Origin of the sequence: Pigmentiphaga sp. NML080357 (genome assembly GCF_002188465.1) — a bacterium.
GTDB lineage: Bacteria > Pseudomonadota > Gammaproteobacteria > Burkholderiales > Burkholderiaceae_B > Pigmentiphaga.
Map to the genome: position 1 here is coordinate 91371 of NZ_NINW01000003.1, position 24536 is coordinate 115906.

The 24536-nt window shown below is 67.1% G+C and carries 25 protein-coding genes; 13 read left to right on the plus strand and 12 right to left on the minus strand.

Annotation, left to right across the window (positions count from 1 at the left end; all coding sequences use genetic code 11):
• The first annotated feature begins 37 nt into the window (after positions 1-37).
• The 3 genes from gatC (at position 38) to gatB (ending at position 3471) form a co-directional block, all read left to right on the plus strand.
• Positions 38-346 (plus strand): Asp-tRNA(Asn)/Glu-tRNA(Gln) amidotransferase subunit GatC, encoded by a 309-nt coding sequence (gatC, locus tag CDO44_RS00600; RefSeq protein WP_087778193.1) that lies wholly within the window; start codon positions 38-40, stop codon positions 344-346.
• A 4-nt stretch (positions 347-350) separates the two neighbouring features.
• Positions 351-1880, plus strand: a complete 1530-nt coding sequence (gatA, locus tag CDO44_RS00605; protein WP_087778194.1) for an Asp-tRNA(Asn)/Glu-tRNA(Gln) amidotransferase subunit GatA — start codon at positions 351-353, stop codon at positions 1878-1880.
• Positions 1881-2001: 121 nt separating this feature from the next.
• Complete coding sequence (gatB, locus tag CDO44_RS00610; RefSeq protein ID WP_255407744.1) at positions 2002-3471, plus strand: Asp-tRNA(Asn)/Glu-tRNA(Gln) amidotransferase subunit GatB; 1470 nt, start codon at positions 2002-2004, stop codon at positions 3469-3471.
• 52 nt (positions 3472-3523) lie between these two features.
• Here the strand turns inward: gatB and CDO44_RS00615 are convergent, their stop codons facing one another.
• Positions 3524-3922, minus strand: coding sequence for a tautomerase family protein (locus CDO44_RS00615; RefSeq protein WP_087778196.1), 399 nt, complete (start codon positions 3920-3922; stop codon positions 3524-3526).
• Positions 3923-4026: 104 nt separating this feature from the next.
• Here CDO44_RS00615 and CDO44_RS00620 point away from each other — a divergent pair, with 104 nt between their 5' ends.
• The 7 genes from CDO44_RS00620 to CDO44_RS00650 all read left to right on the plus strand — a co-directional run bounded on the left by CDO44_RS00620 (position 4027) and on the right by CDO44_RS00650 (position 9892).
• Positions 4027-4902 carry a LysR family transcriptional regulator gene (locus CDO44_RS00620; protein ID WP_087778197.1) on the plus strand — a complete coding sequence of 292 codons (876 nt, stop codon included), beginning with the start codon at positions 4027-4029 and terminating at the stop codon, positions 4900-4902.
• Between the two features lie 40 nt (positions 4903-4942).
• Positions 4943-5575 (plus strand): histidine phosphatase family protein, encoded by a 633-nt coding sequence (locus tag CDO44_RS00625; RefSeq protein WP_158213178.1) that lies wholly within the window; start codon positions 4943-4945, stop codon positions 5573-5575.
• A gap of 124 nt (positions 5576-5699) precedes the next feature.
• Positions 5700-6473: an SDR family oxidoreductase gene (locus tag CDO44_RS00630; RefSeq protein WP_087778199.1), complete on the plus strand. Its 774-nt coding sequence runs from the start codon at positions 5700-5702 to the stop codon at positions 6471-6473.
• 104 nt (positions 6474-6577) lie between these two features.
• On the plus strand, positions 6578-7486 hold the full coding sequence (locus CDO44_RS00635; protein ID WP_087778200.1) for a LysR family transcriptional regulator: 909 nt from the start codon (positions 6578-6580) through the stop codon (positions 7484-7486).
• A 102-nt stretch (positions 7487-7588) separates the two neighbouring features.
• The gene (locus CDO44_RS00640; protein WP_087778201.1) at positions 7589-7942 is read left to right on the plus strand and encodes a RidA family protein; all 354 of its coding nucleotides are present in this window, start codon (positions 7589-7591) and stop codon (positions 7940-7942) included.
• Between the two features lie 24 nt (positions 7943-7966).
• Positions 7967-8929 (plus strand): tripartite tricarboxylate transporter substrate-binding protein, encoded by a 963-nt coding sequence (locus tag CDO44_RS00645; protein WP_087778202.1) that lies wholly within the window; start codon positions 7967-7969, stop codon positions 8927-8929.
• Positions 8930-8980: 51 nt separating this feature from the next.
• On the plus strand, positions 8981-9892 hold the full coding sequence (locus CDO44_RS00650) for a fumarylacetoacetate hydrolase family protein (RefSeq protein WP_087778203.1): 912 nt from the start codon (positions 8981-8983) through the stop codon (positions 9890-9892).
• On the opposite strand, the gene CDO44_RS00655 is transcribed toward CDO44_RS00650, so the two are convergent.
• From CDO44_RS00655 to CDO44_RS00675, 5 genes are all read right to left on the minus strand, one after another.
• Positions 9831-10862, minus strand: coding sequence for a LysR family transcriptional regulator (locus CDO44_RS00655; RefSeq protein WP_087778204.1), 1032 nt, complete (start codon positions 10860-10862; stop codon positions 9831-9833). The genes CDO44_RS00650 and CDO44_RS00655 overlap by 62 nt on opposite strands.
• 125 nt (positions 10863-10987) lie before the next feature.
• Positions 10988-11761 carry a carboxymuconolactone decarboxylase family protein gene (locus tag CDO44_RS00660; protein WP_087778205.1) on the minus strand — a complete coding sequence of 258 codons (774 nt, stop codon included), beginning with the start codon at positions 11759-11761 and terminating at the stop codon, positions 10988-10990.
• 4 nt (positions 11762-11765) lie between these two features.
• Positions 11766-12503, minus strand: coding sequence for an N-acyl homoserine lactonase family protein (locus CDO44_RS00665; RefSeq protein WP_087778206.1), 738 nt, complete (start codon positions 12501-12503; stop codon positions 11766-11768).
• On the minus strand, positions 12503-12865 hold the full coding sequence (locus CDO44_RS00670; RefSeq protein WP_087778207.1) for a hypothetical protein: 363 nt from the start codon (positions 12863-12865) through the stop codon (positions 12503-12505). Before CDO44_RS00670 ends, CDO44_RS00665 begins: the two co-directional genes overlap by 1 nt.
• A 20-nt stretch (positions 12866-12885) precedes the next feature.
• Positions 12886-13887: a tripartite tricarboxylate transporter substrate binding protein gene (locus CDO44_RS00675; protein ID WP_087778208.1), complete on the minus strand. Its 1002-nt coding sequence runs from the start codon at positions 13885-13887 to the stop codon at positions 12886-12888.
• 105 nt (positions 13888-13992) lie between these two features.
• On the opposite strand from CDO44_RS00675, the gene CDO44_RS00680 reads away from it, so the two are divergent.
• From CDO44_RS00680 to CDO44_RS00690, 3 genes are all read left to right on the plus strand, one after another.
• The gene (locus tag CDO44_RS00680) at positions 13993-14934 is read left to right on the plus strand and encodes a LysR family transcriptional regulator (protein ID WP_087778209.1); all 942 of its coding nucleotides are present in this window, start codon (positions 13993-13995) and stop codon (positions 14932-14934) included.
• 208 nt (positions 14935-15142) lie between these two features.
• Positions 15143-17194 carry a TonB-dependent siderophore receptor gene (locus CDO44_RS00685; protein ID WP_087778210.1) on the plus strand — a complete coding sequence of 684 codons (2052 nt, stop codon included), beginning with the start codon at positions 15143-15145 and terminating at the stop codon, positions 17192-17194.
• A 24-nt stretch (positions 17195-17218) separates the two neighbouring features.
• Positions 17219-18541 carry an HmuY family protein gene (locus CDO44_RS00690; protein WP_087778211.1) on the plus strand — a complete coding sequence of 441 codons (1323 nt, stop codon included), beginning with the start codon at positions 17219-17221 and terminating at the stop codon, positions 18539-18541.
• A 72-nt stretch (positions 18542-18613) separates the two neighbouring features.
• On the opposite strand, the gene CDO44_RS00695 is transcribed toward CDO44_RS00690, so the two are convergent.
• From CDO44_RS00695 to CDO44_RS00720, 6 genes are all read right to left on the minus strand, one after another.
• On the minus strand, positions 18614-19045 hold the full coding sequence (locus tag CDO44_RS00695; RefSeq protein ID WP_087778212.1) for a hypothetical protein: 432 nt from the start codon (positions 19043-19045) through the stop codon (positions 18614-18616).
• Between the two features lie 65 nt (positions 19046-19110).
• Positions 19111-19782 (minus strand): orotate phosphoribosyltransferase, encoded by a 672-nt coding sequence (gene pyrE / locus CDO44_RS00700; protein WP_087778412.1) that lies wholly within the window; start codon positions 19780-19782, stop codon positions 19111-19113.
• A 269-nt stretch (positions 19783-20051) separates the two neighbouring features.
• On the minus strand, positions 20052-20858 hold the full coding sequence (locus CDO44_RS00705) for a CoxG family protein (RefSeq protein ID WP_087778213.1): 807 nt from the start codon (positions 20856-20858) through the stop codon (positions 20052-20054).
• Entirely contained in the window at positions 20848-21324 is a 477-nt protein-coding gene (locus tag CDO44_RS00710; protein WP_087778214.1) for a (2Fe-2S)-binding protein, read from the minus strand. Before CDO44_RS00710 ends, CDO44_RS00705 begins: the two co-directional genes overlap by 11 nt.
• Before the next feature lie 9 nt (positions 21325-21333).
• The gene (locus tag CDO44_RS00715) at positions 21334-22200 is read right to left on the minus strand and encodes a xanthine dehydrogenase family protein subunit M (protein WP_087778215.1); all 867 of its coding nucleotides are present in this window, start codon (positions 22198-22200) and stop codon (positions 21334-21336) included.
• Positions 22193-24502 carry a xanthine dehydrogenase family protein molybdopterin-binding subunit gene (locus CDO44_RS00720; RefSeq protein ID WP_233145980.1) on the minus strand — a complete coding sequence of 770 codons (2310 nt, stop codon included), beginning with the start codon at positions 24500-24502 and terminating at the stop codon, positions 22193-22195. The genes CDO44_RS00715 and CDO44_RS00720 overlap by 8 nt, the downstream gene beginning before the upstream one ends.
• Between the last annotated feature and the right edge of the window lie 34 nt (positions 24503-24536).

Genomic DNA, 24536 nt, shown 5'->3' on the forward strand with positions numbered 1-24536 from the left:
TTTGCCGCCGTTTCGCAGCCTTTCCATCACACCTGCCATGGCGCTTACCGAAAACGACGTCACGCGCATCGCGCGGCTGGCCCGGCTGGAACTTGCGGGCGATACCCAGGCGCGCGTCCTGAAGGACCTCAACGGCATCTTCGGCCTGATCGAGCAACTGCAAGCGGTCGACACCAAGGGCGTGGAACCCCTCACCCACCCCATCTCCGCCATCGAGGACGTGGCCCTGCGCCTGCGCGAGGACGCGGTCACCGAACCCGCCACCGAGGCCACGCGGGACGCGTTGCTGGCCAACGCCCCGGCCGTCCAGGACGGCCTCTTCCTGGTGCCCAAGGTCATCGAGTAATACCATGTCATTGCCCCTGCATACCGAATTCGCCGGCATCGCCGACCTGCGCAAGGCGCTGGACGAGCGGCGCGTATCGGCCGTCGAGCTGGCGCAGAGCGCGCTCGATGCCATCGCCGCCCGCCACGAACTGAACGCCTTCCTGCACGTGGACGCCGAACTGACCCTGGCCCAGGCACGCGAGGCCGACGACGCGCTGGCCGCCGGCCGGGCGGGCCCGCTGGCCGGCATCCCCATCGCCCACAAGGACGTCTTCGTGACGCGCGGCTGGCGCACCACCGCCGCCAGCGCCATGCTCAAGGGCTATGTCAGCCCCTTCGATGCGACGGTGGTCGAACGCCTGGCCGCGGCCGGGGCCGTCACCCTGGGCAAGCTCAACTGCGACGAGTTCGCCATGGGTTCGTCCAACGAAAACTCGGCCTACGGCCCGGTGCTCAATCCCTGGGACACGGCAGCCGTGCCGGGCGGTTCGTCCGGCGGCTCGGCCGCCGCGGTGGCGGCCGGGCTGGTGGCCGGCGCCACGGCCACCGACACCGGCGGCTCGATCCGCCAGCCCTCGGCCCTGTGCGGCGTCAGCGGCATCAAGCCGACCTACGGCACCGTGTCGCGCTACGGCATGATCGCCTACGGCTCGAGCCTGGACCAGGGCGGCCCCATCGCCCGCCATGCGCGCGACCTGCTGGAATTGCTCGACCCCATCACCGGCTTCGACGAACGCGACGCCACCAGCCTGGAACGTTGCGGCAGCGAACCCAACGCACCGGGGCGCGTGCGCGCCGCCTTCGAAGCCTTCCTGGCCGGCGCCAAGGGCGACAAGCCGCTGGCCGGCCTGCGCATCGGCATTCCGCGCGAATTCTTCGGCGCCGGCCTGGCCGACGATGTCCGCATGGCGATCGAGACCGCTCTGCAGCAATTCGAGGCGCTGGGGGCCGTGCGGGTAGACATCTCGCTGCCGCGCACGGAATTGTCGATCCCCGCCTATTACGTCATCGCGCCGGCCGAGGCCTCGAGCAACCTCTCGCGCTACGACGGCGTGCGCTACGGCCATCGCGCCGCCGAATACCGCGACCTGGCCGACATGACCAGCCGTTCGCGCGCCGAGGGCTTCGGGCTGGAAGTGCAGCGCCGCATCCTGACCGGCACCTACGTGTTGTCGCACGGCTATTACGACGCCTACTACCTGCAGGCGCAGAAGGTCCGCCGGCTGGTGGCGGACGATTTCCAGAAGGCGCTGCGCGGCCAGTGCGACGTGATCGTCGGCCCGGTGTCTCCGACCGTGGCCTGGAACCTGGGCGAGAAGGCGGACGACCCGGTGGCCATGTACCTGGCCGACATCTACACGCTCAGCCTGAACCTGGCGGGCCTGCCGGGGGTATCCATTCCCTGCGGCTTCGGCCTGGGCCCGGTGCACGGCCAGCGGCCCGTCGGCCTGCAGATCATCGGCAATTATTTCGACGAAGGCAGGTTGCTGGGCATCGCCGACCTCTTCCAACAAGCCACGGATTGGCACATGAAGTCCCCCCCTACGCGCTGACGCGCGCCAGGGGCGATGCGGGCGGACCGGCAAAGCCGGATCCACCTCATCCCGGATCTGCGAGGGATCCTGGCTAGTTGCGTTGGGGCTTCGCTGGCTACCGGAAAGATTAGAGAGAATTGTGAAAATGTCTGGCACAACTTGGGAAGTCGTCATCGGTCTGGAAACGCACGTGCAGCTGTCCACGGCGTCCAAGATCTTCTCGGGCAGCAGCACCCGCTTCGGAGCCCCGGCCAACATGCAGGCCAACGCGGTCGACCTGGCGCTGCCGGGCACGCTGCCGGTGATGAACCGCGGCGCGGTGGAACGCGCGATCAAGCTGGGGCTGGCGCTCGGCTCGCACATCGCTCCGCGCTCCATCTTCGCGCGCAAGAACTACTTCTATCCCGACCTGCCCAAGAACTACCAGATCAGCCAGTACGAGATCCCGGTAGTGCAGGGCGGCTCGCTCACCTTTTTCGTGGGCGACCAGGAAAAGACCATCAACCTGACGCGGGCCCACCTCGAAGAGGACGCCGGCAAGTCGCTGCATGACGACTTCACCGGTCCGCACGGCGAAAAGTCGTCCGGCATCGACCTGAACCGCGCCGGCACGCCGCTGCTGGAAATCGTGTCCGAGCCCGAGCTGCGCTCGGCCGAGGAAGCCGTGGCCTACGCCAAGGCGCTGCATGCCCTGGTAGTGTGGCTGGGCATCTGCGACGGCAACATGCAGGAGGGCTCGTTCCGCATCGACGCCAACGTGTCGGTGCGGCCGGTGGGACAGAAGGAATTCGGTACCCGCACCGAGACCAAGAACGTCAACTCGTTCCGCTTCCTCGAGCGCGCCATCCAGTACGAAGTACGCCGCCAGATCGAGCTGATCGAGGACGGCGGCAAGGTGGTGCAGGAAACCCGGCTGTACGATCCCGACCGCGACGAGACTCGCAGCATGCGGTCCAAGGAAGACGCGCACGACTACCGCTACTTCCCCGATCCCGACCTGCCGCCGCTGGTCATCGCGCCGGACTGGGTCGAACGCGTGCGCGCCGACATGCCCGAGCTGCCCGGCGCCAAGCGCACCCGCTTCGAGTCGGATTACGGCCTGCCGGCCTACGACGCGGCCCAGCTCACCGTCAGCCGCGACACGGCCGACTTCTTCGAGGCCACGGCCAAGGCGCTGCCCGCCGGACAGGCCAAGCTGGCCGCCAACTGGATCATGGGCGAACTGGCCGCGGCGCTGAACCGCGAAGAGAAAGACATCGCGCAAAGCCCGGTCTCGAGCGCCCAGCTCGGCAAGCTGCTCGCCCGCATCGCCGACGGCACCATCTCGAACAAGATCGCGCGCGACGTCTTCGCCGCCATCTGGCAGGGCGAACAGGGCGGCGACGCCGATGCCGTCATCGAGGCTCGCGGACTGAAGCAGATCAGCGACACCGGCGCCATCGGCAAGATGATCGACGACGTGCTGGCGGCCAACCCGGCCATCGTGGCCGAGTACCGCGCCGGCAAGGAAAAGGCCTTCAACTCGCTGGTGGGCCAGGTGATGAAGGCCGCCAAGGGCAAGGCCAATCCCCAGCAGGTGAACGAGCTGCTCAAGCAGAAACTGGGGTAGGCCCACGCCCCGCGGCGGGCAAGCGGGAGGCGGTGCGGCCTCCCTCCCTGCGCTACACCCCTGCCCGCTGATGCCTGTACTCCTGTGTCGCGCCGCCGTAGCCGTATGCCGCGGCGCGCGCGTCGATCACGTGCACGTAGGAACACTCGTGCAATTCCCCGAGCATTTCCTCGAATGCGCCGTAGACCGCGCCGATGAACCGCGCCTTCTCGGCCTTGGTATTCGTTTCGTCGGTCACGCTGATGTCCAGGTGAAAGGCATTTCGGCCCAGCTCGGCCAACGAACGTCCGCCTATGAACCACAGGTCGTGCGGGACGTACTGCACCGTGATGGCGATGACCGCTTCCTCCTTGCCCAGCACGTCCTGGGTCAGGCGGGCAACCGATTGCACGGTCTTGCGGGTGAGAGCGGGGTCGGGCTTGCCGGAAAGATGAATGGCGATATGCGGCATGACTGGCTCCTGGTTGACGGGACCAGGCCAGTCTAGATACTTCTTTGACATCCGAAAAACGGGATTTTAGTATCGTATCCATCAAAAAAACCGATGGGTTTGCGATGACGGGCTTCGACTTCGACCAATTGCGGACCCTGGCCGCCGTCGCGGATGCCGGCAGCCTCACGGCCGCCGCCCCGAAACTGTTCCTGTCGCAATCGGCGGTGAGCGAGCAGATCCGCAAGCTCGAGGACAAGGCCGGCCGGCAATTGCTGGTGCGCACCAAGCGCGGCATCACGCTCACTCCCGCCGGGGAAAAACTGCTGGAGTACGCCCGCCGCCTGCTGGCGCTGAACGACGAGGCCTATCGCGACCTGCGAGGCGCGCCGCTGCGCGGGGAACTGCGGCTGGCCATCACCGACTATTTCCGCCCTGGCGACGTCGCGCGGCTGTTGCGCCGCCTGGGCCAGGAACATCCCGGCGTGCGCCTGCACGTAGCCGTCATGAAGAGCGGGCAGATCGAGCAAGCGTACGAAAGCGGGGAGTTCGACGTGGCGATCTCGATGCGGATCGAGGCCCGCGGCCGGCGCGGCGGGCGCCCCACCGCCGCCGGCTTGCGCCTGCGGCGCGAGCCGCTGTCCTGGATGGCGGCCGAGGATTGGACGCATGCCGCCAAGGGCGCGCCGCTGCCGCTGGTGGCATTGCCCGACACTTGCGCCCTGCACCAATACACCGTGGGCCTGCTCGATCGCGCCAAGGTTCCCTACACCTTGGCGCACATCGCCTCCGGCGTTGCGGGCATGCAATTGGCGCTGGCGGCGGGGCTGGGCATCGCCTGCCTGAACGAATCGGCGCTGGCGCCCGGCATCGCGCGCGTCACGCCGCCGCGCGGCCTGCCGCCGCTGCCCGATGCCACCTTCCACCTGCTGCCGCCGCGGGCAGGCGAAACCGCCTTCGTGGCCCAGGCACGCGAAGCGCTCGCTGCGCAGTTCTCGTAGCCGGTGTACAACTGATGCGGCACTCATCGCCTTTCATCCCATGACATTGCGCACACTTTGGCTGATACGCCACGGGCAAAGCACGGCCAATGCCGGCGAAGCCACCTCCGACGCCGGAGCCAGCCCCTTGACCGAGCTGGGCCGCGAGCAGGCCGAGACGGCCGCGCGGCACATCGACCGGCCGCCCGACACGCTCATCGTCTCCCCCTTTCGCCGTGCCCAGGAAACCGCGGCTCCCATCCTGCGCAGATGGCCGGACACCCGCGCGCAGATCTGGCCCATCCAGGAGTTCACCTATCTTTCGGCCGCCAAGTGCGCCGGCCTGAACGTGTTCGAGCGCCGGCCGCTGGCCGACGCCTATTGGGAGCGCGCCGATCCGGACTATCGCGACGGCGATGATGCCGAATCGTTCATGCAGTTCGCGGCGCGCCTGCGCGAATTCCATGAGCGCGTGCAGAAGCTGGGGGGATTCGTGGTGGCGGTGGGACATGGCCAGTTTTTCCATGCCTATCAGCAGGCGCTCACGATGGGATTGGAAGCCACGCCGCAATGGATGCGCAACTTCCGCGCGACCGACCTGCTCTCGCCTATCGAGAACGGCCAGATCGTCAGGATCGAATCGCCGATGCCGGCGGCGCAATGGGGCGTGCCGCCACCGGCGCGACCCAGGTAGCCATCGCCCGGGCACGACCGGATTAGTCGGGTTTTCTGGATAGTCCATCCAGCCCGGACGGGCTGATCGGATTCGCCCAGGCTCCTAAGCTGAACGCCTCGTTCCCTATGCACAGGAGTTTCCCATGGCAGACCATTCCATCCGCGGCAAGGTCGCGCTCATCGCCGGCGGCGCGAAGAACCTGGGCGGACTGATCGCCCGCGATCTCGCCGCGCAAGGCGCCAAGGCCGTCGTCATCCACTACAACAGCCCCGCTTCCAGGAAGGACGCGGACGCCACCGTGGCCGCCATACGCGCCGCGGGCGCCGAAGCCGCGGCCTTGCAAGCCGACCTGACCAGCGCCGGCGCGATGGAGAAGCTGTTCGCCGACGCGGTCGCCGTCGCCGGGCGGCCCGACATCGCCATCAACACGGTCGGAAAGGTCCTGAAGAAACCCATCGTCGAGATCAGCGAAGCCGAGTACGACGAGATGTCCGCCGTGAACGCGAAGTCGGCTTTCTTCTTCCTCAAGGAGGCAGGCAAGCACGTGAACGACAACGGCAAGATCGTGACGCTGGTGACCTCGCTGCTGGGCGCGTTCACTCCCTTCTATGCGGCCTATGAAGGCACCAAGGCGCCGGTGGAGCATTTCACGCGCGCCGCTGCCAAGGAGTTCGGCGCGCGCGGCATCTCGGTCACCGCGGTCGGCCCCGGTCCGATGGACACCCCCTTCTTCTATCCCGCGGAAGGCGCCGATGCCGTGGCCTACCACAAGACGGCGGCCGCGCTTTCGCCCTTCTCCAAGACCGGGCTGACCGACATCGAGGACGTAGTCCCCTTCATCCGCCACCTGGTCAGCGACGGCTGGTGGATCACCGGGCAAACCATCCTCATCAACGGCGGCTATACCACCAAGTAGACGCCGGCCGGGCCCGCGGCCTCGTCCTGGTCTATGCTTGCCGGATCCGCGCCGCCTCCAGAGGCGGCGCGGGGCGGCATCCTCGAAAGCGGCAGGCAAAGGACATGGATCGGTTCGACCAGTATCGCGTCTTCGTCCAGGTGGCGGAGATGGGCAGTTTCATCAAGGCGGCGCACGCGCTGGAATTGCCGCGCGCCTCGGTTTCGGCAGCCGTCCAGCAACTCGAAAACCAGGTCGGCACCCGGCTGCTGCATCGCACGACCCGGCGCGTGAGCCTGACCGCCGACGGCCTCCAGTTGATCGAACGGATACGGCCTCTGCTGGCCGACGTCGAAGACATCGACCAGCTTTTCCATACCCGGGCAAGACAGGCGGCAGGACAGCTCAACGTGGACGTTCCCAGCCGCATCGCGCGCCGCCTGATCGCCCCCGCCCTGCCCGGCCTGCTGCACCGCCATCCCAGGCTGCGCCTGCTGCTGGGCTCGAGCGACCGGGCCACCGACCTGGTGCGCGAAGGCGTGGATTGCGCGGTCCGCATCGGCAGCCTGCAGGACAGCAGCCTGGTGGTGCGCCCGCTCGGCAACATCGCCCTCATCAACTGTGCGAGCCCGGCCTATCTGCGCCAGTACGGAGAACCGCGGCACCCCGGCGAACTGGCCGAAGGCCATTGGACGGTCGGCTACGCGTCCGCCACCACCGGCCGGGAAGTGGCTTGGGAGTACGCCGGCCCCGACGGCCGGACCACGGGCCTGGATGTCCCCAGCCAGGTAGTCGTGAACAACGCCGAAAGCTACATCGCCTGCTGCCTAGCCGGCCTGGGACTGATCCAGATTCCCCGCTTCGACGTGCAGCACCTGCTCGAAGCCGGCGAGCTGGCCGAAGTAATGCCCGGATTCCGCCCGGCGCCCATGCCCGTTTCCCTGCTCTATCCCCACCGCCGACAGCGGTCGCGCCGCCTGACGGTGTTCGTGGAGTGGTTCGAGACACTGATGCGGCCGCACCTGGAAGCCTGATCCCGAGGAGATTCTTCCCGGTTGTCGGGAGATAAGATTCTTTCATTATGGCGCCGGGCGCCGCCGCGCCCACAATGTGCCGGCACACCAAAGGAGCCGCGCATGTCCATCGAACGCCTGCAGGAAAACGCCCACATGAGCAAGATCGTCATCCACGACAACCTCGTCTACATGTCGGGGCAGGTCGCGGACGACCCCTCGCAGGACTTCGCCGGACAGCTGCGGCAGATCCTCGCCAAGATCGATGCCCAGCTGGCGGGAATAGGCATAGACCGCAAGCATCTGCTGAGCGCCATGGTCTGGATCGACGACTACAGGAAGTGGCCGAAACTCAACGAGATCTGGGACGAATGGGTGATCGCGGGCCACAAGCCCGTGCGGTCCTGCGTCGAATCCAGGCTGGCCTTTCCCGAGTACGAAGTCGAGATCGCCGTGACCGCGGCGCGCAAGCTCTGACACGCTGGCTCCCGGAGACGCACCATGATCGCGATCCGATCGAGGCGGGCGGCCCTCGCCCTGCTCCTCGCCCTTGCACCCCCGCTGGCGCATGCCCAGGAGCCGCTGAAGCTGGTGGTGGGCCTGCCCGCCGGCGGCAACTTCGACATCATTGCCCGCTTGCTGGCCGAGAAGCTGCGCGTCTCGCTCAACCAGACCGCCATCGTCGAGAACCGCCCGGGTGCGCAGGCCCGGCTCGCCATCCAGCAGGTGAAGGCGGCAGTGCCTGACGGCAACACGCTGGTGGTGGCGCCGGGCGCGACCATCTACCTCTACCCGCACGTGTTCAAGCAACTGGGCTACGACCCCTTCACCGAACTCGCCCCGGTTGCCAAGCTGCCCACCTGGGAGCTCGGCCTCGCAGTCCCGGCCTCGTCCTCGGCGCGCAGCCTGCAGGACTTCCTGGCATGGGCCAAGTCCCATCCCAACGCCGCGTTCTACGGTACGCCCTCGGCAGGCAGCATCCAGCACTTCCTGGGCGTGACGCTGTCGCAGGCAACCGGCACGCGGCTCGAGCACATCGGCTACAAGGGGGCGGCCGAAGTCATCACGGCCCTGGTCGGCGCCCAGATACCGGCCGCGATCCTGAACATCGGCGAAATGCTGAACCTGCAGCAGGCCGGCAAGGTGCGCATCCTGGCCACCTTCGGCAGCCGCCGGGCGGCTGAACTGCCGGAGGTGCCGACGGCGGCCGAGTTGGGAATACGCATGGCGCCCGCCCAGGGATGGGGCGGCATCTATGCGCCGGCCCGCACGCCCGAAGCGCGGATCGCCCAGCTCAACGCCGCCATCGTCCAGGCTCTGCAAGAGCCCGACGTGCGCGCGCGCCTGGCCCAGATGGGGATGACGCCGGTAAGCAGCACGCCGCGGCAGCTGGACGAACAGGGGCGGCGGGAGCTCGAACAATGGCGCAGCGCCGTACAGGCTTCCGGCTTCAGCGCGGATTGAGGCCCCGTTTTGACGCGCGGGGCCGTGGATAACTGAAACGAGGAAGCAACGATGTTCTCTTTGACCACGCGTTCGGTATGTGGCACACCGGCCGGCTGCCTGCAGACCGCCCAGGGCTGCTACCCGATCGCCGCATCGGCCCGGGTCCTGGGCCTGGACGCCATGCCGGACGCCGTCATCGACCTCTTCCGCGACTGGCCCGCCAATCTGCGACGGCTGGCTCGCATCGCCACCGCGGAAAACGAACTGCGCGCGCTGGACGTACCGGGCGACGCCCCCGAACTGGCGCCGCTGCAATACCCCGGCAAGGTGCTGTGCGCAGGCGCCAACTACTACGACCACCTGGCCGAGATGAAGGTGCCCGACGCGCACGACAAGTCGGCGCAGCGGCTGTTCTTTTTCTTCAAGCCGGCGCGCCAGGCGATCGTGGGTCCCGGCAAGACCGTCCATATTCCGCAAGACTGTCAATCCTTCGATTGGGAGGTCGAGCTCGCGCTGGTGATAGGGCGCGAGGCACGCGCCATTGCCGCCGCGAATTGGCGCGCGCATGTGGCGGCCTATTGCGTGGCGATCGATTTCTCCGCGCGCGACCTGAATCGCGCACCCGAGGCCTTCTACAAATTCGATTGGGTGGCGGGCAAGGCGCACGACACGAGCTGCCCGTTGGGTCGGCTGGTGCCCGCCTGCTTCGTCGAAGACCCGCACGATCTCGCCATGCGCCTGGAGGTCAACGGCGAGACGAGGCAGGATGCGAATACCTCCGGCATGATCTTCGACATCGGCGAGCAGTTGGCCACGCTTTCCCGCATCATGACGCTGGAGCCCGGCGACGTGGTGCTGACGGGCACGCCGGCGGGAGTAGGCGCGGCGCGGCGCAGCTTCCTCTCGGCGGGCGACGTGGTCACCGCCCGGATCGGCGCGCTCGGCTCTTTGCGGGTGGAGATCCAGCCGCCGCGCCCCTGACCGCCCGGACGCGCGCATCGGCATCCCGTTCCCGCGCTTCCAGGCCCGCGATCTCGTGCACCACATCCAGGAAATGCCGTACCGGCGGCGACACGGGCCGATGGGCATGCGTGATGACGCCTACCGGCGGGATGGTGAGCGGCAGCGCGAAGGGCAGGATCGCGAACAGGCCCTGGTCGCGATAGAGGCTGGCCACGCGTCCCGGCATCACCGCAAGCATGTCCGACTTCTGGATCAGCGCCTGGCTGAGCAGCAGCGAGGCGGTCTCGACCCGCGGCCTGGGCACCGCCACGCCGGCCTTAACGAACATCTGCTCGAATTGCGGGCGCATGGGAGCGAACTCCGTCGGCAGGATCCACTGCGACGCCGCGAGCTCGGCGATGTCCAGCCGCCGGCGCCGCGCCCAGGGATGCCCGCCGCGCACCACTACGCAGACGGGCTCGTCATACAGCAATTCGCTGGCGAACGCCGGATCCTGCGTACTGGCCGTCAGCCGCCCCAGCACCACGTCCAGCTCCTGGCGGGCCAGCGCCGGCAGCAGCACTTCGTTGCTGCCTTCGGTCGCAAGCACGACCACGTCCGGCCAGCGCGCATGCAGCCGGTCCAGCGCCGTGCCGAGCAGCACGGACACGGCCGCCGGGAATACCCCCACCCGCACACGGCCCTGCGCGCCTTCGCGGACGAGCTGCACCTCGGTCAGCGAATCGCCCACGTTGCGCAGGATGCTGCGGGCCCAGCGGATGGCGGCATCGCCGCCCGGGGTGGGACGCAATCCGCTCGACGAACGCGTGAACAGCTGCCCGCCGTAGATCTCCTCCGCATCGCGCAGCAGCTTGCTGGCGGCCGGCTGTGTCATGCTCAGCCGCGCCGCCGCCTTGTGGATGCTGCCGGTGTTGTCCAGCACGTCGAGCAGCTCCAGGTGCCGAAGCCGAAGTCGGCCCCGCACGCGGTTGTCGAGCCGAATGTCCATGCCGTCGCTCCTCCTGTCCGGCGTTGCCGCGCCGCATCGGAATGATGTCTGGACAAGCCGTCCAGCGGCGCGATCGACAGGAATGTTACGCGCAATGCCGGCCCTGTCTCCCCAAGCGGATAGCCCTATCCGACTCGAGCCGTCTCGCCCGCGGCCGAACGGGAAACCGCGGCCTCGCCGGCCATGAACGCCTTGCTCCCTTCGATCCAGCCGGGCACCCCGCCCGACAATATGGCGGTCGTCATCGCATCGATCACGTCCTCGGGCGTCGCGCCGTTCTCGAGCGCATTGACGACGTGGATCCGCGCTCCTTCGGTATAGCGCTCCGAAGTATTGAGCGCGACCAGCAGCAATTCCTTGTACTTGTGCGCCAGCACGCCCTCCCGCAGGTTTTCGCTGCGCAGGATGTAGTACCCCTGCAGGAGCTCGGCCTTGTGCTCGGCGAGAAGCGTGATGAAGGCGGGCAGGCCATGCAGCACCCCCTCGAAATAGGCCAGCATGTCGGCCACGTCCACCGGCTCGTGGCCGCCCTCCCGGTCATCCACCGGCGCGATCGACCGGACATCGACTCCAATGAGCCGCAACCCCTCGCTGTACATATGGACGCCGCGCGACGGCAGAAAGACTTCGAGTGTCTCCAACAGCTCCTCGGCGGAGGCGCCGGCTTTCCTGGCAAGCTGGGCATGCAGCCTGGCCAGCTCGGGACGTCCCTGGGAAAGATAGATGACGAACAGGATGAAATGCTTGACGCGCTCCGGCAGCGATGAACGATTGAAGATGCCCTCGGCAACATACGCCAGTCCGATGGCTTTCCTGGGACTGAGCCTGCACAAGGCGTCGACCCAGTCGGCCTCGCCGTAGATGCTGTCGATGAGTGCCCTTGCCTTGACGATATCCATAAGATCAACTCACTTCGTTTTCGAGTATGTACTTCGCGTCGTGGTTCGCCACGACGAAGTCCGCGGCATTCCAAACCTTGAGCATGCTGTCGTAGGCGTCCATGGCATTCTGGTGGATGCCGGGAATGGTCAGCTCCGGGACGGCCGGTCCGCAATCGCAGCCGCCGAAGTTCTCGTGAATGCAGCAGAAACCGGTAATCACGCCCACGCCTCTTTGGGTCCGGACCCATACCGACTGCCCCCCGGGCGTATGGCCGGGCGTAAACAGGACTCCCACGTTTTCGGTAATCTGCCGGTCTCCATCGATCATCGTGAACTCGAGCCCGTCGATGAACGACGGGTCGTAGTACCGGTCGATGGGCTGCGGCTGGGAAGCGAAGGTCCACTCCCGCCGCTGCACGATCTTCTCGGCCGCGCCAAAGCGGTGGATGTGCGCAATGTGGTCCATGTGCAGATGCGTCAGGATCACGCGCCCGATGTCTTCTATCCGCAGGCCATGGGCCGCCAATCCCTCTTCCAGGGTCTGCACGTGTTCCACGGTATCCGGCGGCCGGCCCCAGACGTGGATCGCCTGCTCCGCCGTCGCTCCCGCATCCACCAGGATATTGTGTGTTCCGTCCCGCACCAGCCAGCTGTAGTAGCCGAACTCGACGTTCTGGCCGAAGCCCTTGAGATAGGTGAACTTGGTTTTTTCCGCTCTCCCCAGGATTCTGGCCAGGGGTATGGCATGGATCGTCGCCATCAAGGATCTCCGAACAGGATCAAGGCGCGGGTGCGCAGGTCGATTTCCGCTATCTCGCAAGTCACGCAGGTACGCAGCCGAACGCCGCGCAGGGCGAGCACCCGTTCGATCTCGCCCGCTATCCGGGCGCTCAGGCCGGCGACGAACCCGTCGTCGCGTCCAGGCCGAATGCGCAACGTCGCCGCCACGAACGCCGAGGCGCCTTGCTGCAGCACCCGGAAGCGGTCATGCACCACGGCCCTGCCCATGATGACCGCCGCGTCGAACCCGCCGGAACCCTGGCAGGCGCCAATGACCGAATCGAGCAGCCCGTCGGCCAGGTCGCCAAGATTGGCGGATATGTCTAATGTGACGTGGGGCATGTCAGTCGGACTGTCCCATCTCAGTCCATCCTGGCGCCCGAGGCGCTGACTACGGCGGCCCATTTGCGCACCTCGCTTTCGTAGAAGCGCTGGGCTTGCGGCGCCGACGATACGGCGATTTCCGCGCCCATCGCCGCGAAGCGGGCCTGCAGATCGGGACTCTTCAACGACCGGTTGATCGCCTGGTGCAGCTTCTCCATGACGGCAGGCTCGGTGGCCGCGGGCGCGAAGACGATGAACCAGCTCGTCGAGTCCATGCCCTTGACGCCCAGTTCATCGAGCGTGGCGATTTCCGGCGCGATCGCCGATTTCTTCTTCGAGCTCAGGCCCAGCGCCTTCAACGTGCCCGCCTTGATATGAGGCAAGGTCGTCATGATGCTGTCGAACACCACGGGCACCTGGTTGCCGAGCACGTCGTTGAGCGCAGGCGCGGCGCCGCGATAGGGCACATGCGACATCCTGATGCCGGCTATGTCGGCGAACTGCTGCATGAACAGATGCGAACCCGACCCGTTGCCGGCGCTGGCGTAGTCGATGCTCTCGCCTGCCTTGGCGCGATCGATCAGCTTCTGGACAGTGTCGATGCCAGATCCCGCGCCCGCAAGCAGCACATAGGGAGAGGTGGACACCATTGCCACCGCCCGCAATTGGGTGAGCGGATCGAAGCCGAGCGACTTGTATAGGGAAGGATTGATCGCCAATGCAATGCTGCCGAACAGGAGGGTATAGCCGTCAGGAGGCGATTTCACGACACGGTCGGTAGCGATGTTCCCCCCGGCGCCGGCGACGTTCTCCACGATCACGGCCTGGCCGAGCTCGCCGGCCAATACCCCGCCCAAGGCACGGGCCGCGACGTCTACGCCGCCTCCCGGCGGAAACCCCACGACCAGGCGAACGGGCTTGGCGGGGAACGTGGACGAGGCGAATGCGGCCCAGGGCAGCAGGCCGGTGGCCAGCGCACACGCGAGCAACGCGCGCCTGGCCAAGGCGGCGGGCAAGAGTGAAGATATGACCGGGCGCACACGAGTCTCCTGAAATAGTCGTTATGGGACGCATGGTAGAGTGCGGCGCCGCGGTCGCGGTTTTATTCGGTTGATAGCGCGATTTATCTTTTAAATGAGGCGCTCATGAAATTGCCCCTCCTTTCCACACGGGAGCTGAGAAATTTCGTGCTGCTGGCGGGAAGTTCGTCCGTCAAGGAAGCGGCCGAGAAATGCGCGCTCTCCCAGCCGGCCCTGAGCATCCAGCTCAAGCATCTGGAAACCAAGCTGGGAACTCAGCTGGTGCGACGCGCCAATACCCACAAAGGGATAGAACTCACGCACTCCGGCACGGAGTTCTTGCAGGCAGCCCGCCACGCTCTCCAGATCCTGCAGGACGCGGTGGCGCGCATTGCGCCGGCCGCCCACGCCGATGCCGGGATCCTGCGCGTCGCGTGCCTGCCGTCGCTCGTCCCGGACATCGTCTCGCCGGTCCTGGCCGACCTGGCCAAGCACTGGCGGGGCGCGCACATCTCCGTCCTGGATAGCGATTCCGGCGCCTGTTCCACCTTGCTCAGCTCGAGCAAGTGCGAGGTCGCGATCTGCTCCCGTCCCGTCAACGGCCCCGAACTGAGGTCCGAATTGCTCTTCTCGGAACGATTCTGCGTCGTGCTGCGGCGGGACGACGCCCTGGCTCATCGCTCGTATCTCACGCTCGACGATTTCGTGGGTTCGACGCTGGTGAACCTGGTGGACAATCAACGCGTCAACGCCAGCCTGCTCGCACGCTCCATCCCCTCCATACAAGTGAATACGATTACCGCCCTCGAGAGCCTGTTGGCGCGGGGAGCGGGCGCCGCGATCATCGCCCAGTCGGCAGCCGAATCGATACATCATTCGGCATTGCTGAAAATCCCCCTGGCCGATGCCGAAATCACGCGGCAGATATTCCTGTCCTGGATCGATAGTCCCAACCCCTTGGTGGACGCTTTCCTGAAGCAATTGCGCACTTACGCAACGAGCGCGCCGGGGGGACTGGCCCTATCCCGCTCGTCTCCCCATCCCGAGGGGCCGCCCGCGGGCCGGTAGCCACGCCCGGCCAACGGCGAGGCGGCGACACCGGCACGCAGCGGAAATACCGCCTTGCAGGCCACGGCGATCCGATGCGATCTGCAACGACAATAACGAAAATATCATCGATAACAAGAATGATATTGAGAATTAATCTTGATTAAAATCTGGATTTGCTCAAGAATCACGGCTTCGTTCGTCTCCGCGTCGCAGCCTGGTTGGTCTCATGCCTCGTCCGTTCGTCCCGTCTCCCTCGGCGCCCCGTCTGCGCCTGGCCGTCTGCGCCGCCCTGGGCGCCCCCCTGCTAGGCGCCGCCGCGGCCACCGCCCAGGAAACGCATTCCCTGGCGCCCGTCGTCGTTACCGGTACCCGGACCGAGAAGCCCCTGGACGACACCCCCATCCGGACCGAAATCGTCACTCGCGAAGAAATCGAACGCACCCACGCGCGCACGCTGACGCAGGCGCTGGAGAACATTCCCGGCCTGCAATTGCGCGAAATCCACGGCAAGTCCGGCTATGAACTTTCCCTGCAGGGCCTGAGCAGCGACCAGGTACTGGTACTGATCGACGGCCTGCCCATTTCGGCCAGCACCGGCTCCACGGTGGACCTGAGCCAGTACCTGCTGACCGATGTCGACCGCATCGAGGTGGTCAAGGGCGCCACCTCGGCGCAATACGGCAGCTCCGCCATGGGCGGCGTGATCAACGTCATTACCCGCCCGGCGCGGCCCGGCCTGTCGGGCGCCGCCACCCTCGATGCCGGCAGCTATGGCGACCAGAACGGCAAGGGCGGCTCCTGGCGGCCCGCCAACCGGCACGGGCAGTTCTCCATCCAGGGCGGCAACGAGCGGCTGCGCGGCCGGATCGCGGCGGACGTGCTCGATGACGACGGTTTCGGCATCAACCCGGACGCCTGGAGCCGCCAGGGCGACGAAATCCGCCGCCAGCAGTACTCGGCGCGTGTCGACTGGCTGCCCAGCGCAAGCCAGCGGTACTTCGTAGACGGCAGCGTCTATCGCGAAGACGACACGCAGCGCTACACGACCTTCGTGCCCCCCAACCTGCTGCCGCAACGCAAGACCGAGACCATCGAACGCGACCGCATCACCGGCGGCGGCCAATGGAGTCTCGCAAACGGCACGCGGCTGCAGCTCAAGGGCGTGGGCGAACGCTACGACAGCACGTCCCGGGCCTACTCCAACGAATTTCCCACCACGCGCCGCAACGCCAAGCAGGAGATGGGACACGTGACCGCGCAGGTGGACCTGCCGGCCTGGCGCAACCAGCTCTGGCAATTCGGCGCGGACTACCACTACGAAGACCTCAGGCAGGACAACAACGGCGTCTCGGAATTCGTGCGCAGCGGCTCGGTCGACCGGTCCAGCAAGGAAGTGTTCGCGCAGAACGACATCATCTTCAACGACACCTGGGAACTGCTGCTGGGGGCACGCTACCAGGACGACTCCGACTTCGGCGGCCATTTCGCGCCCAAGGCCAGCGTCCGTGGAAAGCTGCTCGATACCGGCGACTGGACCGGCGTGCTGCGTGCCAGCTTCGGCAAGGGCTACCGCGTGCCCAACCTGAAGGAACGCTACTACCTGTTCGACCACAGCGCGCTGGGCTACATGGTGCTGGGCAACCCCGACCTCAAGCCCGAGTCGTCCAACAGCTTCCAGCTCGGCGGCACGCTGACCTTCCGCCAGGACCTGACCTTCGAGGTCAACGCCTTCCATAACCGCGTGAAGGACCTGATCCAGACCGACATGAACAATGTCACCGTCATCGACGGGATCACGGCCTACACCTACCGCAACATCGCCCGCGCCCGCACCCGGGGCATCGAAACGGGCCTACGCTGGCAAGCCACGCCCGCGTTGGCGCTGAACGTCGGCTACACCTTCACCGATGCCAAGAACCTCGATACCGGCGGCGAACTGACCCGGCGCCCGCGCCACATCGGTCGCCTCGGCGCCGACTGGCGCGCCCTGCCCGACACCACGGTGTCGGTGCGCACGCGCATCCAGAGCAGCGAACGGGTGTCGTCCGACGACGTCGCGCAGTCCAACGGCGGCGCGCCGGCCGGCGGCCGGTCTCCCGGCTGGACCACGCTGGACCTGATCGTCAACCAGAAGATCGGGCGCCAGCTCACCGTTTTCGCAGGCATCAACAACCTGTTCGATCGCCAGCGCGACTTCTCCAACCCGACGGATTTCGGCCCGCTGCGGGGCCGCTTCGTCTACGTCGGAGCGCGCTATGCCTTCGGCTCGACTCAATAACGTTCTTCAAGGGGGGAACCCATCATGAAATCCAGATCCTCGTTCATGCTCGGCACGCTATGTGCCGCCCTGGCGCTCGCCGGCTGCGGCGGCGGGGGTGGCGATGACGGCGGCGGCAATGGAGGGGGCGGCGACGGCGGCGGCACGACGCCGACTCCGACCAGCAAGTTCACGCAGAGCGGCGAGTGGAAATTCACGTTGCCGGCCGCGGGCGGGTCGATTTGCTACGACTTCGACACCAAGACGGAAGTCGCCGCGTGCTCGGGCACGGCCTGGGACCTGAAAGTAAGCAGCGGTGGCCGCTCCGCCACCCTGTGGACCAATAGCGGCGTCAGCGGCAGCGGCAAGGGCGGCGCCTTCGGAGGCCCCTTCGACCATACCTGGACCGAACTACGGACCTACCTGGACGCCACGGTGGACCCCGCGAGCGGGTCATCCCTTCCCGCGGCCGTTTACGCAGCGGACACGGCGGCGAGCGTCTTCACCGGCACCAACGACATCCAATCGGCAGCGTTCGAGTACGACGTGGCCGGCGACCACCGCCTGTATCCCAACTTCCGGGTGTTCCTGATCACGACGAACAGCAGCGCAACCACCGGAGGCGCCGGCACGCCGCCGGTCACCACCGGGCCGAACGTCTTCGCCTTGCAAGTCACCGGTTACTACGGCGGCGCCGCGGGCACGACCTCGGGCTACCCGTCCATCCGCTGGATCGCCCGGGAAAGCGGCGCGCTCATCAAGACCGCGACCATCAATGCCACCAGCGGATGGGTCTACTATGACCTGGCCAATGCACGCGTAGTCGGGGAATCCGACGCCTGGCACATCGCGTTCAACCGCTACACCTTCAAGCTGAACGGCGGCACGTCGGGATCGGGAACGGTGGCCGGCTTCGTGGGCAAGACGCCTGCGGGCTTCTACGATGCCGACGGCAATCCCATCAAGAGCAAGTTCACGGTAACGACCAACCTGACCGATACGCAGCCGGACCTGACGGCGACGGACATCGCGGTTCCTTCGTCCGTCAGCGCATGGGTCAAGGACAGCACCGCGTCGGTGCTGAACCCGGCATACCGCGGAACCTACATTCCCCGCGTCAAGGAAGAGCCCCTGCAGTTCGGCTGGTACACGTACTACCCGACCGCGGCATTGGCCTCGGCAGCCGGATTGCCGAGCACGGCCCACATCATCGCCGCGAACCCGGAAAACGGCTCGCTGATCAAGAACGGCGAAGGCGGCAGCTATACCCGCCTGCGCCTGTCGAGCGTCACGTATGCCAATCCGGCCGACTATAACAGCGCGCAAACGTGGACCATCAGCTACGACCTCCAGCCAGCCGCCGACTAAATCCGTTTGGAGCGGTTGTACTTTCACCGCTGCCCGCCGGGCAGCGGTTTTTTTTTGCCCTGGAGGCGTCCGTCAGACGATCCCGTGCTGCTCCAGAAGCGCTGGCTCGTCGCCCGCCACCCATCCGAATATGCGGGGCTCTCCACCGAGTACCTGCATGAAATAGTGGACGTCGAAATCGATCGCCACGGCGGACTGGTTCTGGCGCACGTAGGTCGCCGTCCACGCGACATGGCCCACGCAATGCAGCTCATCCATCGGAGAAAGATCGACATGGCGCACCCGCATGTCCTTCAATCCCATCATCCGGTAGCGCGCATAGCCCTGCGCCATGACCTGCTTGAGCCGATCGTCGTTCTTTCCGGCCGCAACGCCCGCGGGCGAAGCGGCGATGAACTCCCCGGCATAAAACGATGCAGCTTCGTCCATGTCGGCCTCGTCACCGAGGGCCTGGCGGAAAAAACGCTCGTATCTCTCGAAGAATTTTCTTACGGTGGTTTCCATCACTTCCCCAGAGCACATTGACGTCCTTCGACGCGCAGCGTCCTGGCGGAAGCCGCGCGGACGGCTCAGGTCACCCCGTATCGCGCCCGGTAGGCCAGCACCGCCTCTCGGTGCTGTTCGAACTCGCCGTCACCGCCGCCCTGCTGGATCATGTCGAGGATGTCGTCCAGCGACGCGATGCTGACCACCGGACAACCGTTCGTGTTCTCCACGTCCTGCACGGCGGAATGTTCCGACAGGGCATCGTCCGGGCCGACCCGCTCCATGCGGTCCAGCGCGATCAGGACGGCTGCCGGCCGGGCCTTGGCGGCCTGGATGAGGCGTACCGATTCGCGCACCGAGGTGCCGGCCGAGATCACGTCGTCGATGATGACCACGCGTCCCTGCAGCGGCGCGCCGACCAGCGAGCCGCCCTCGCCGTGGTCCTTCGCTTCCTTGCGGTTGAATGCGAAGGGCACGTCGCGGCCGCGCGCCGCCAGCGCCACCGCGGTGGCGGTGACCAGCGGAATGCCCTTGTAGGCGGGGCCGTACAGCATGTCGAACTCCACGCCCGAGGCCAGCAGGGCCTGGGCGTAGAACTCGGCCAGCCGGCCCACGGCCGCGCCGCTGTTGAACAGCCCGGCATTGAAGAAGTAGGGGCTCAGCCGGCCCGCCTTGGTGGTGAACGCGCCGAATCGCAGCACGCCCAGTTCGGTGGCGAAGCGGACGAAATCGGTCCGGAAACGGCCCTCGTCGATCGAGGGGTCGGTATCGGCGGGGCGGGGGGCGGTAGCGGTCTGGGGCACGGCGGTCACGGTACGAAGTCACAACGGCACGAAGGAAGGCCTTCCTCCGGCGGCGCGATGGGCCGGTGTGATTGTAAAACGGGTGGGGCCCGGGTTGCGAACGGAACCTGGGCCGAGGGCAGGCCCGCTTACAAATTCGCCGGACGGGACGTGCTCCGTGCCTGTCGGTGACGCCGTGTGTCGCCCGGCGCGGCCGTGGCGGGCTTCCCGCGAAACGCGCCCTACTTCAGGACCTCCCGCATCCAGGCCGCGCATTCGCTCGCGCCCTCGACCGGCCAGTCCACGGTCAGCACCGTATCGCCCCGGCGCAGCTCGATGTGGATATTCCGGCCTGGCGACGCCGCGCGGCCGCCGAACAGGCGCGACCACCAGCCGCGGTCGGACACCGACACGCGCGTCGCTTCCGTGCCGTTCACGGTGACGCGTTCAGGCAATGGCGCCGTGGAGGCTGCGGTCGGTTGTCCCGATGGCGCGGATGCCGGCGTGGGCGCCGCAGGGCGGGACGAGGCGGTGCCGGCTGCGGGAACGGCCGCCGGCGCGCCGGCCCTGGTCACGGTGACGCCCGCTGCGCCCGGCACCTCGCCCCCGGCCAGCCGCGTGGCCAGGTTCTGGCTGAACTCCTCCCACATCCGGTCGGCCTTGGTCTTCATGACGCTCAGGCCGAACGTGCCCAGGCGGCCCAGCACGTCGACCCTGACCTTGGTGCGCAGCTCGGTCTGCCCGCCGGGCAGCTCAGTCAGGAAGATCTCGCTCTGTTGCTTGAGCGAGCTGGCCACCGAGGCGTCCTCGCCCGTGCCCTCGGCGCGCAGGTACTCCGGCGCACGCTGCTCGACGATCCGGGTCTTGAGTTTGAACTTGGCGCTGATGAAGCTGATCTTGACGTGGATGACGGCGTTGTACTCGACGTCGCTGATCACTTCGATGGACTTCATGCCCGGCACGCAACTGGCCATGACCGTCGGGTCCAGCAGCATGTCCCAGACCCTGGCGGCCGGCGCGGCCACCGTCAAGACTTTTTCAATTTCCACGCATTTTCTCCGAAGCGTCGAGGATGGACTCGACGATCTGGGCATAGCCCGTGCAGCGGCACAGGTTGCCGTTCAGTCCTTCGCGCACCTCGTCGGCCGTGGGCCGGGGGTTGCGCTCGAGCAGATGGCAGGCCGTCATCAGCATGCCCGGCGTGCAGTAGCCGCATTGCAGGCCGCCGCATTCCATGAAGCTCTGCTGCAGGGGATGCAGTTCGTCGCCCTTGGCCAGGCCCTCCACCGTCGTGATGCTGCGCCCGTCGGCCTGGACCGCCAGCGACAGGCAGGACTTGACCACCTCGCCGTCCACCAGCACCGAGCAGGCGCCGCAGATGCCGGTCTCGCAACCGCGCTTGGTGCCGGTCAGGTTCAGGTCGTCCCGCAGGAAATCCGACAGCATGCGGCGCGCGGGCACTTCGACGCTGTGCCGTTCGCCGTTGACGGTGACTTCGATCAGGTGCTTGCTCATGATTCTTCCTCAGTCCGTGGCCAGCCCATACAGCGCGGCGATGGTGCGCCTGGCGACCACCCGCACCATGTCGCGGCGGAATTCGTCCGAACCCCGCGCGTCGGAAACGGGCTGGATGTCGGCCGCGACGATGTCCGCGGCCTCGGCGGCCACTTCGGGCGTGATGGTCTTGCCGGCCAGGAAATGCTCGGCGCGCGGCACGCGGCAGGGAATGGGCGTGGACGCGCCCACCGCCAGGACGGCCTCGCGGCAGGTGCCGCCGCTGCGGCGCGTGGCCAGCGACAGGCCGATCAGCGGCCGATGCTCGGCGGCGGTGCGCAGGAAGCGGGTGTACCGGCCGGAGAAGTCGGCCGGCGGCGCCGGCACGCGGATCTCGACCACGATCTCGTCGGGTTCGATGGCGGTCACGTAGTAATCCACCAGGAATTCCTCGATGGACAGCTCCCGCTGGCCGCGCACGCTGCCCAGGACAACGCGCGCACCCAGCGACATCAGGCAGGTGGGCGGATCGGTGGACGGATCGGCATAGCAGAGGTTGCCGCCCACCGTGCCCTGGTTGCGCACCTGGGGATTGGCGACCTGGGCCGCCATGGCCGCCAGCATGGGATAGTGCTGCTTCACGACGGCCGAATCGGCCACGTCCGTGTGGCGCGCCAGCGCGCCTATGCGCAGGCCGTCGACGGGATCGAAGCGGATCCCGCGCAAGGCCTCGATGCGCGCGACCGAGACGATGTGCGAGGGCACCAGCATGCGCTGGCGCATGGCCAGCATCAGCGCCGTGCCCCCGGCCATGACCCGGCAGTCCTCGCCCAGGTCCGCCAGCATGCGGCTGGCCTCGGCCACCGATGCCGGCTCGAGGAAATCGAAATCACGCATGGCGGATACCTCCTTGTTCCTGTTCCTGCGCCTGCCGCTGGGCGCGCAGACCCGCCAGCACCTTCTCGGGCGTGATGGGCAGGTCCGTGATGCGCACGCCGATGGCGTCGTAGACCGCGTTGGCGATGGCCGGCGCGCCGGGCAGGATCGCCGTCTCGCTCGCACCCTTGGCGCCGTAGGGGCCGTTGGGATCGTTCGATTCCACGATGCCCGAGCGCAGCAGCGGAATGGAATCGGCGGTGGGCATGGTGTAGTCGGCGAAGTTGCCGTTGGCCAGCCGGCCGTTCTCCAGCTGCAATTGCTCGTACAGCGCCCAGCCCATGGCCTGCGCGGCGGCGCCGTTGCTCTGGCCGTGGACGGCCAGCGGGTTGAAGGCCTTGCCGCAGTCGTCCGACACGTAGGAATCCAGCACCGTGACCTGGCCGGTCTCGGTGTCGACCTCGACCTCGACCGCCTGGGCCGCATACGAATGCGCGGGAGCGATGTTGCCGTGGACGTTGCCGTGCATGACGGTCTTGGCGTCCCAGGTGGCGCTGACCTGGATGCCCTCGCCGTCATGGCGCCAGATGTGCAGCTTGGCGATCTCGGCAAGCGTGACGCGCCGGTCCGGCGCGCTCCGGACGCGGATGAAGCCGTCCGCGATCTCGAGCTCGCCGGCGCTGGCCTCCAGCTTCGGGGCGGCCACGTCGAACAGTGCCTGGCGCGCCTTGCGGCCCGCCAGGATGGCGGCATTGCCGGCGGCGATGGTCACGCGCGAGGCCAGCGTGCCGATGGCGTAGGGCGACACGTCGGTGTCGGGCGGCGACACGTGCACGTGGTCCAGCGGAATGTTCAATTCGTGGGCAACGACCTGGGCCAGCATGGTCATGGCGCCCTGCCCCATGTCGCATTCGCCGCTGTGGACCACCACCCGGCCGTCTTCGTTGATCTTGACGACCACCGTCGAGCCGTCCCAGTTGCCGATGGTGCGGTTGCCGCTCACGTGCATGGCGGCCGCCATGCCGACGCCGCGGCGCCTGGTCCCCTGGCCCCGCGCCTTGCCGGCGCGCCTGGCGCGCCACTGGATGGCCTCGACGCACTGGTCTATGCATTCGCGCAGGCCGGTGCTGCCTATCTTCCATCCGTGGACGGAGGTCTCGCCCGCCTCGTGCGCGTTGCGCTTGTGGACGTCCACGGGGTCCAGGCCGAGCTTCTCGGCCATCATGTGGATGTGGCTGTTCAAGGCGAACTGCATCTGCGCGCCGCCGAAGCCCCGGAAAGCGCCGTGCGGCGGATTGTTGGTGTAGACCAGCGTCGCGTGCGAGCGCACGTTCTTCAGGCGATGCATGTTGTCGCTGCGCATCGCGGTCACGTGCATGACCTCGGCCGACAGCCCGCTGTAGGCGCCGCATTCCGCGATGATGCGCACGTCCTTGGCGACGATGATGCCGTCCCTGGTCATGCCCAGCTTCAGCGTGACCCGTTCGGGGACGCTGGAGCAGCAGGCCAGGAAATCCTCCAGCCGGTTGTTGACCAGCCGCACGGGCTTGCCGGTCTTGACCGCCAGCAGGCCGGCGATCAGGCTGTTCGCGTCTTCGACGATCTTGCCGCCGAAACCGCCCCCGGTGGTCGCCTGCATCACGCGGACGCGCGACACCGGCATCTCCAGCGCCGCCGCCAGGCGCAGGCGCGCCTGGTACACGGACTGGGTGGACGTCCAGACCTGCAGGCGGCCCTCGGGATCGATGGTCGCCACGGTGGCCATGGGCTCCAGGTAGCCGGGATACTGCGAATGGCAGCCGTACGTGGCCTCGTAGACGAGATCGGCCTGCGCGAAGCCGGCGTCCACGTTGCCGATATGGAACTGGATCTCGTGCGAGATGTTGTTGCGCCCCGGATGCACGCCGGGGGCTTCCTCGTCCAGCGCTTCCTCGGTCGTCAGGATGGCCGGCAGTTCCTCGTACTCGACCTCGATGAGATCCAGCGCGTCGCGCGCGATCTCTTCCGTGACCGCCGCCACGGCGGCGACCTCCTCGCCCGCGAAACGCACCACGCCCTCGGCCAGGATGCGGCGTTCCTTGTGATGCACGCCCCACATCGTGCGGGGCGCATCGGCCCCCGTCAGCACCGCCTTGACGCCTGGCAGCGCGCGCGCCGCCGAAACATCGATGCGGACGATGCGCGCATGCGGATAGGGGCTGCGCAGCACCTTGCCGTGCAGCATGCCGGCGATCTTGACGTCGCCGGCGTACTGCGCGCGTCCGAGCACCTTGGCGCGCGCATTGACCTGGGGCGTGTCCTTGCCCAGCGTGGATGCGTTCATCCCGACCTCCTGTTTCCGGCCCTGCATGCCCGGC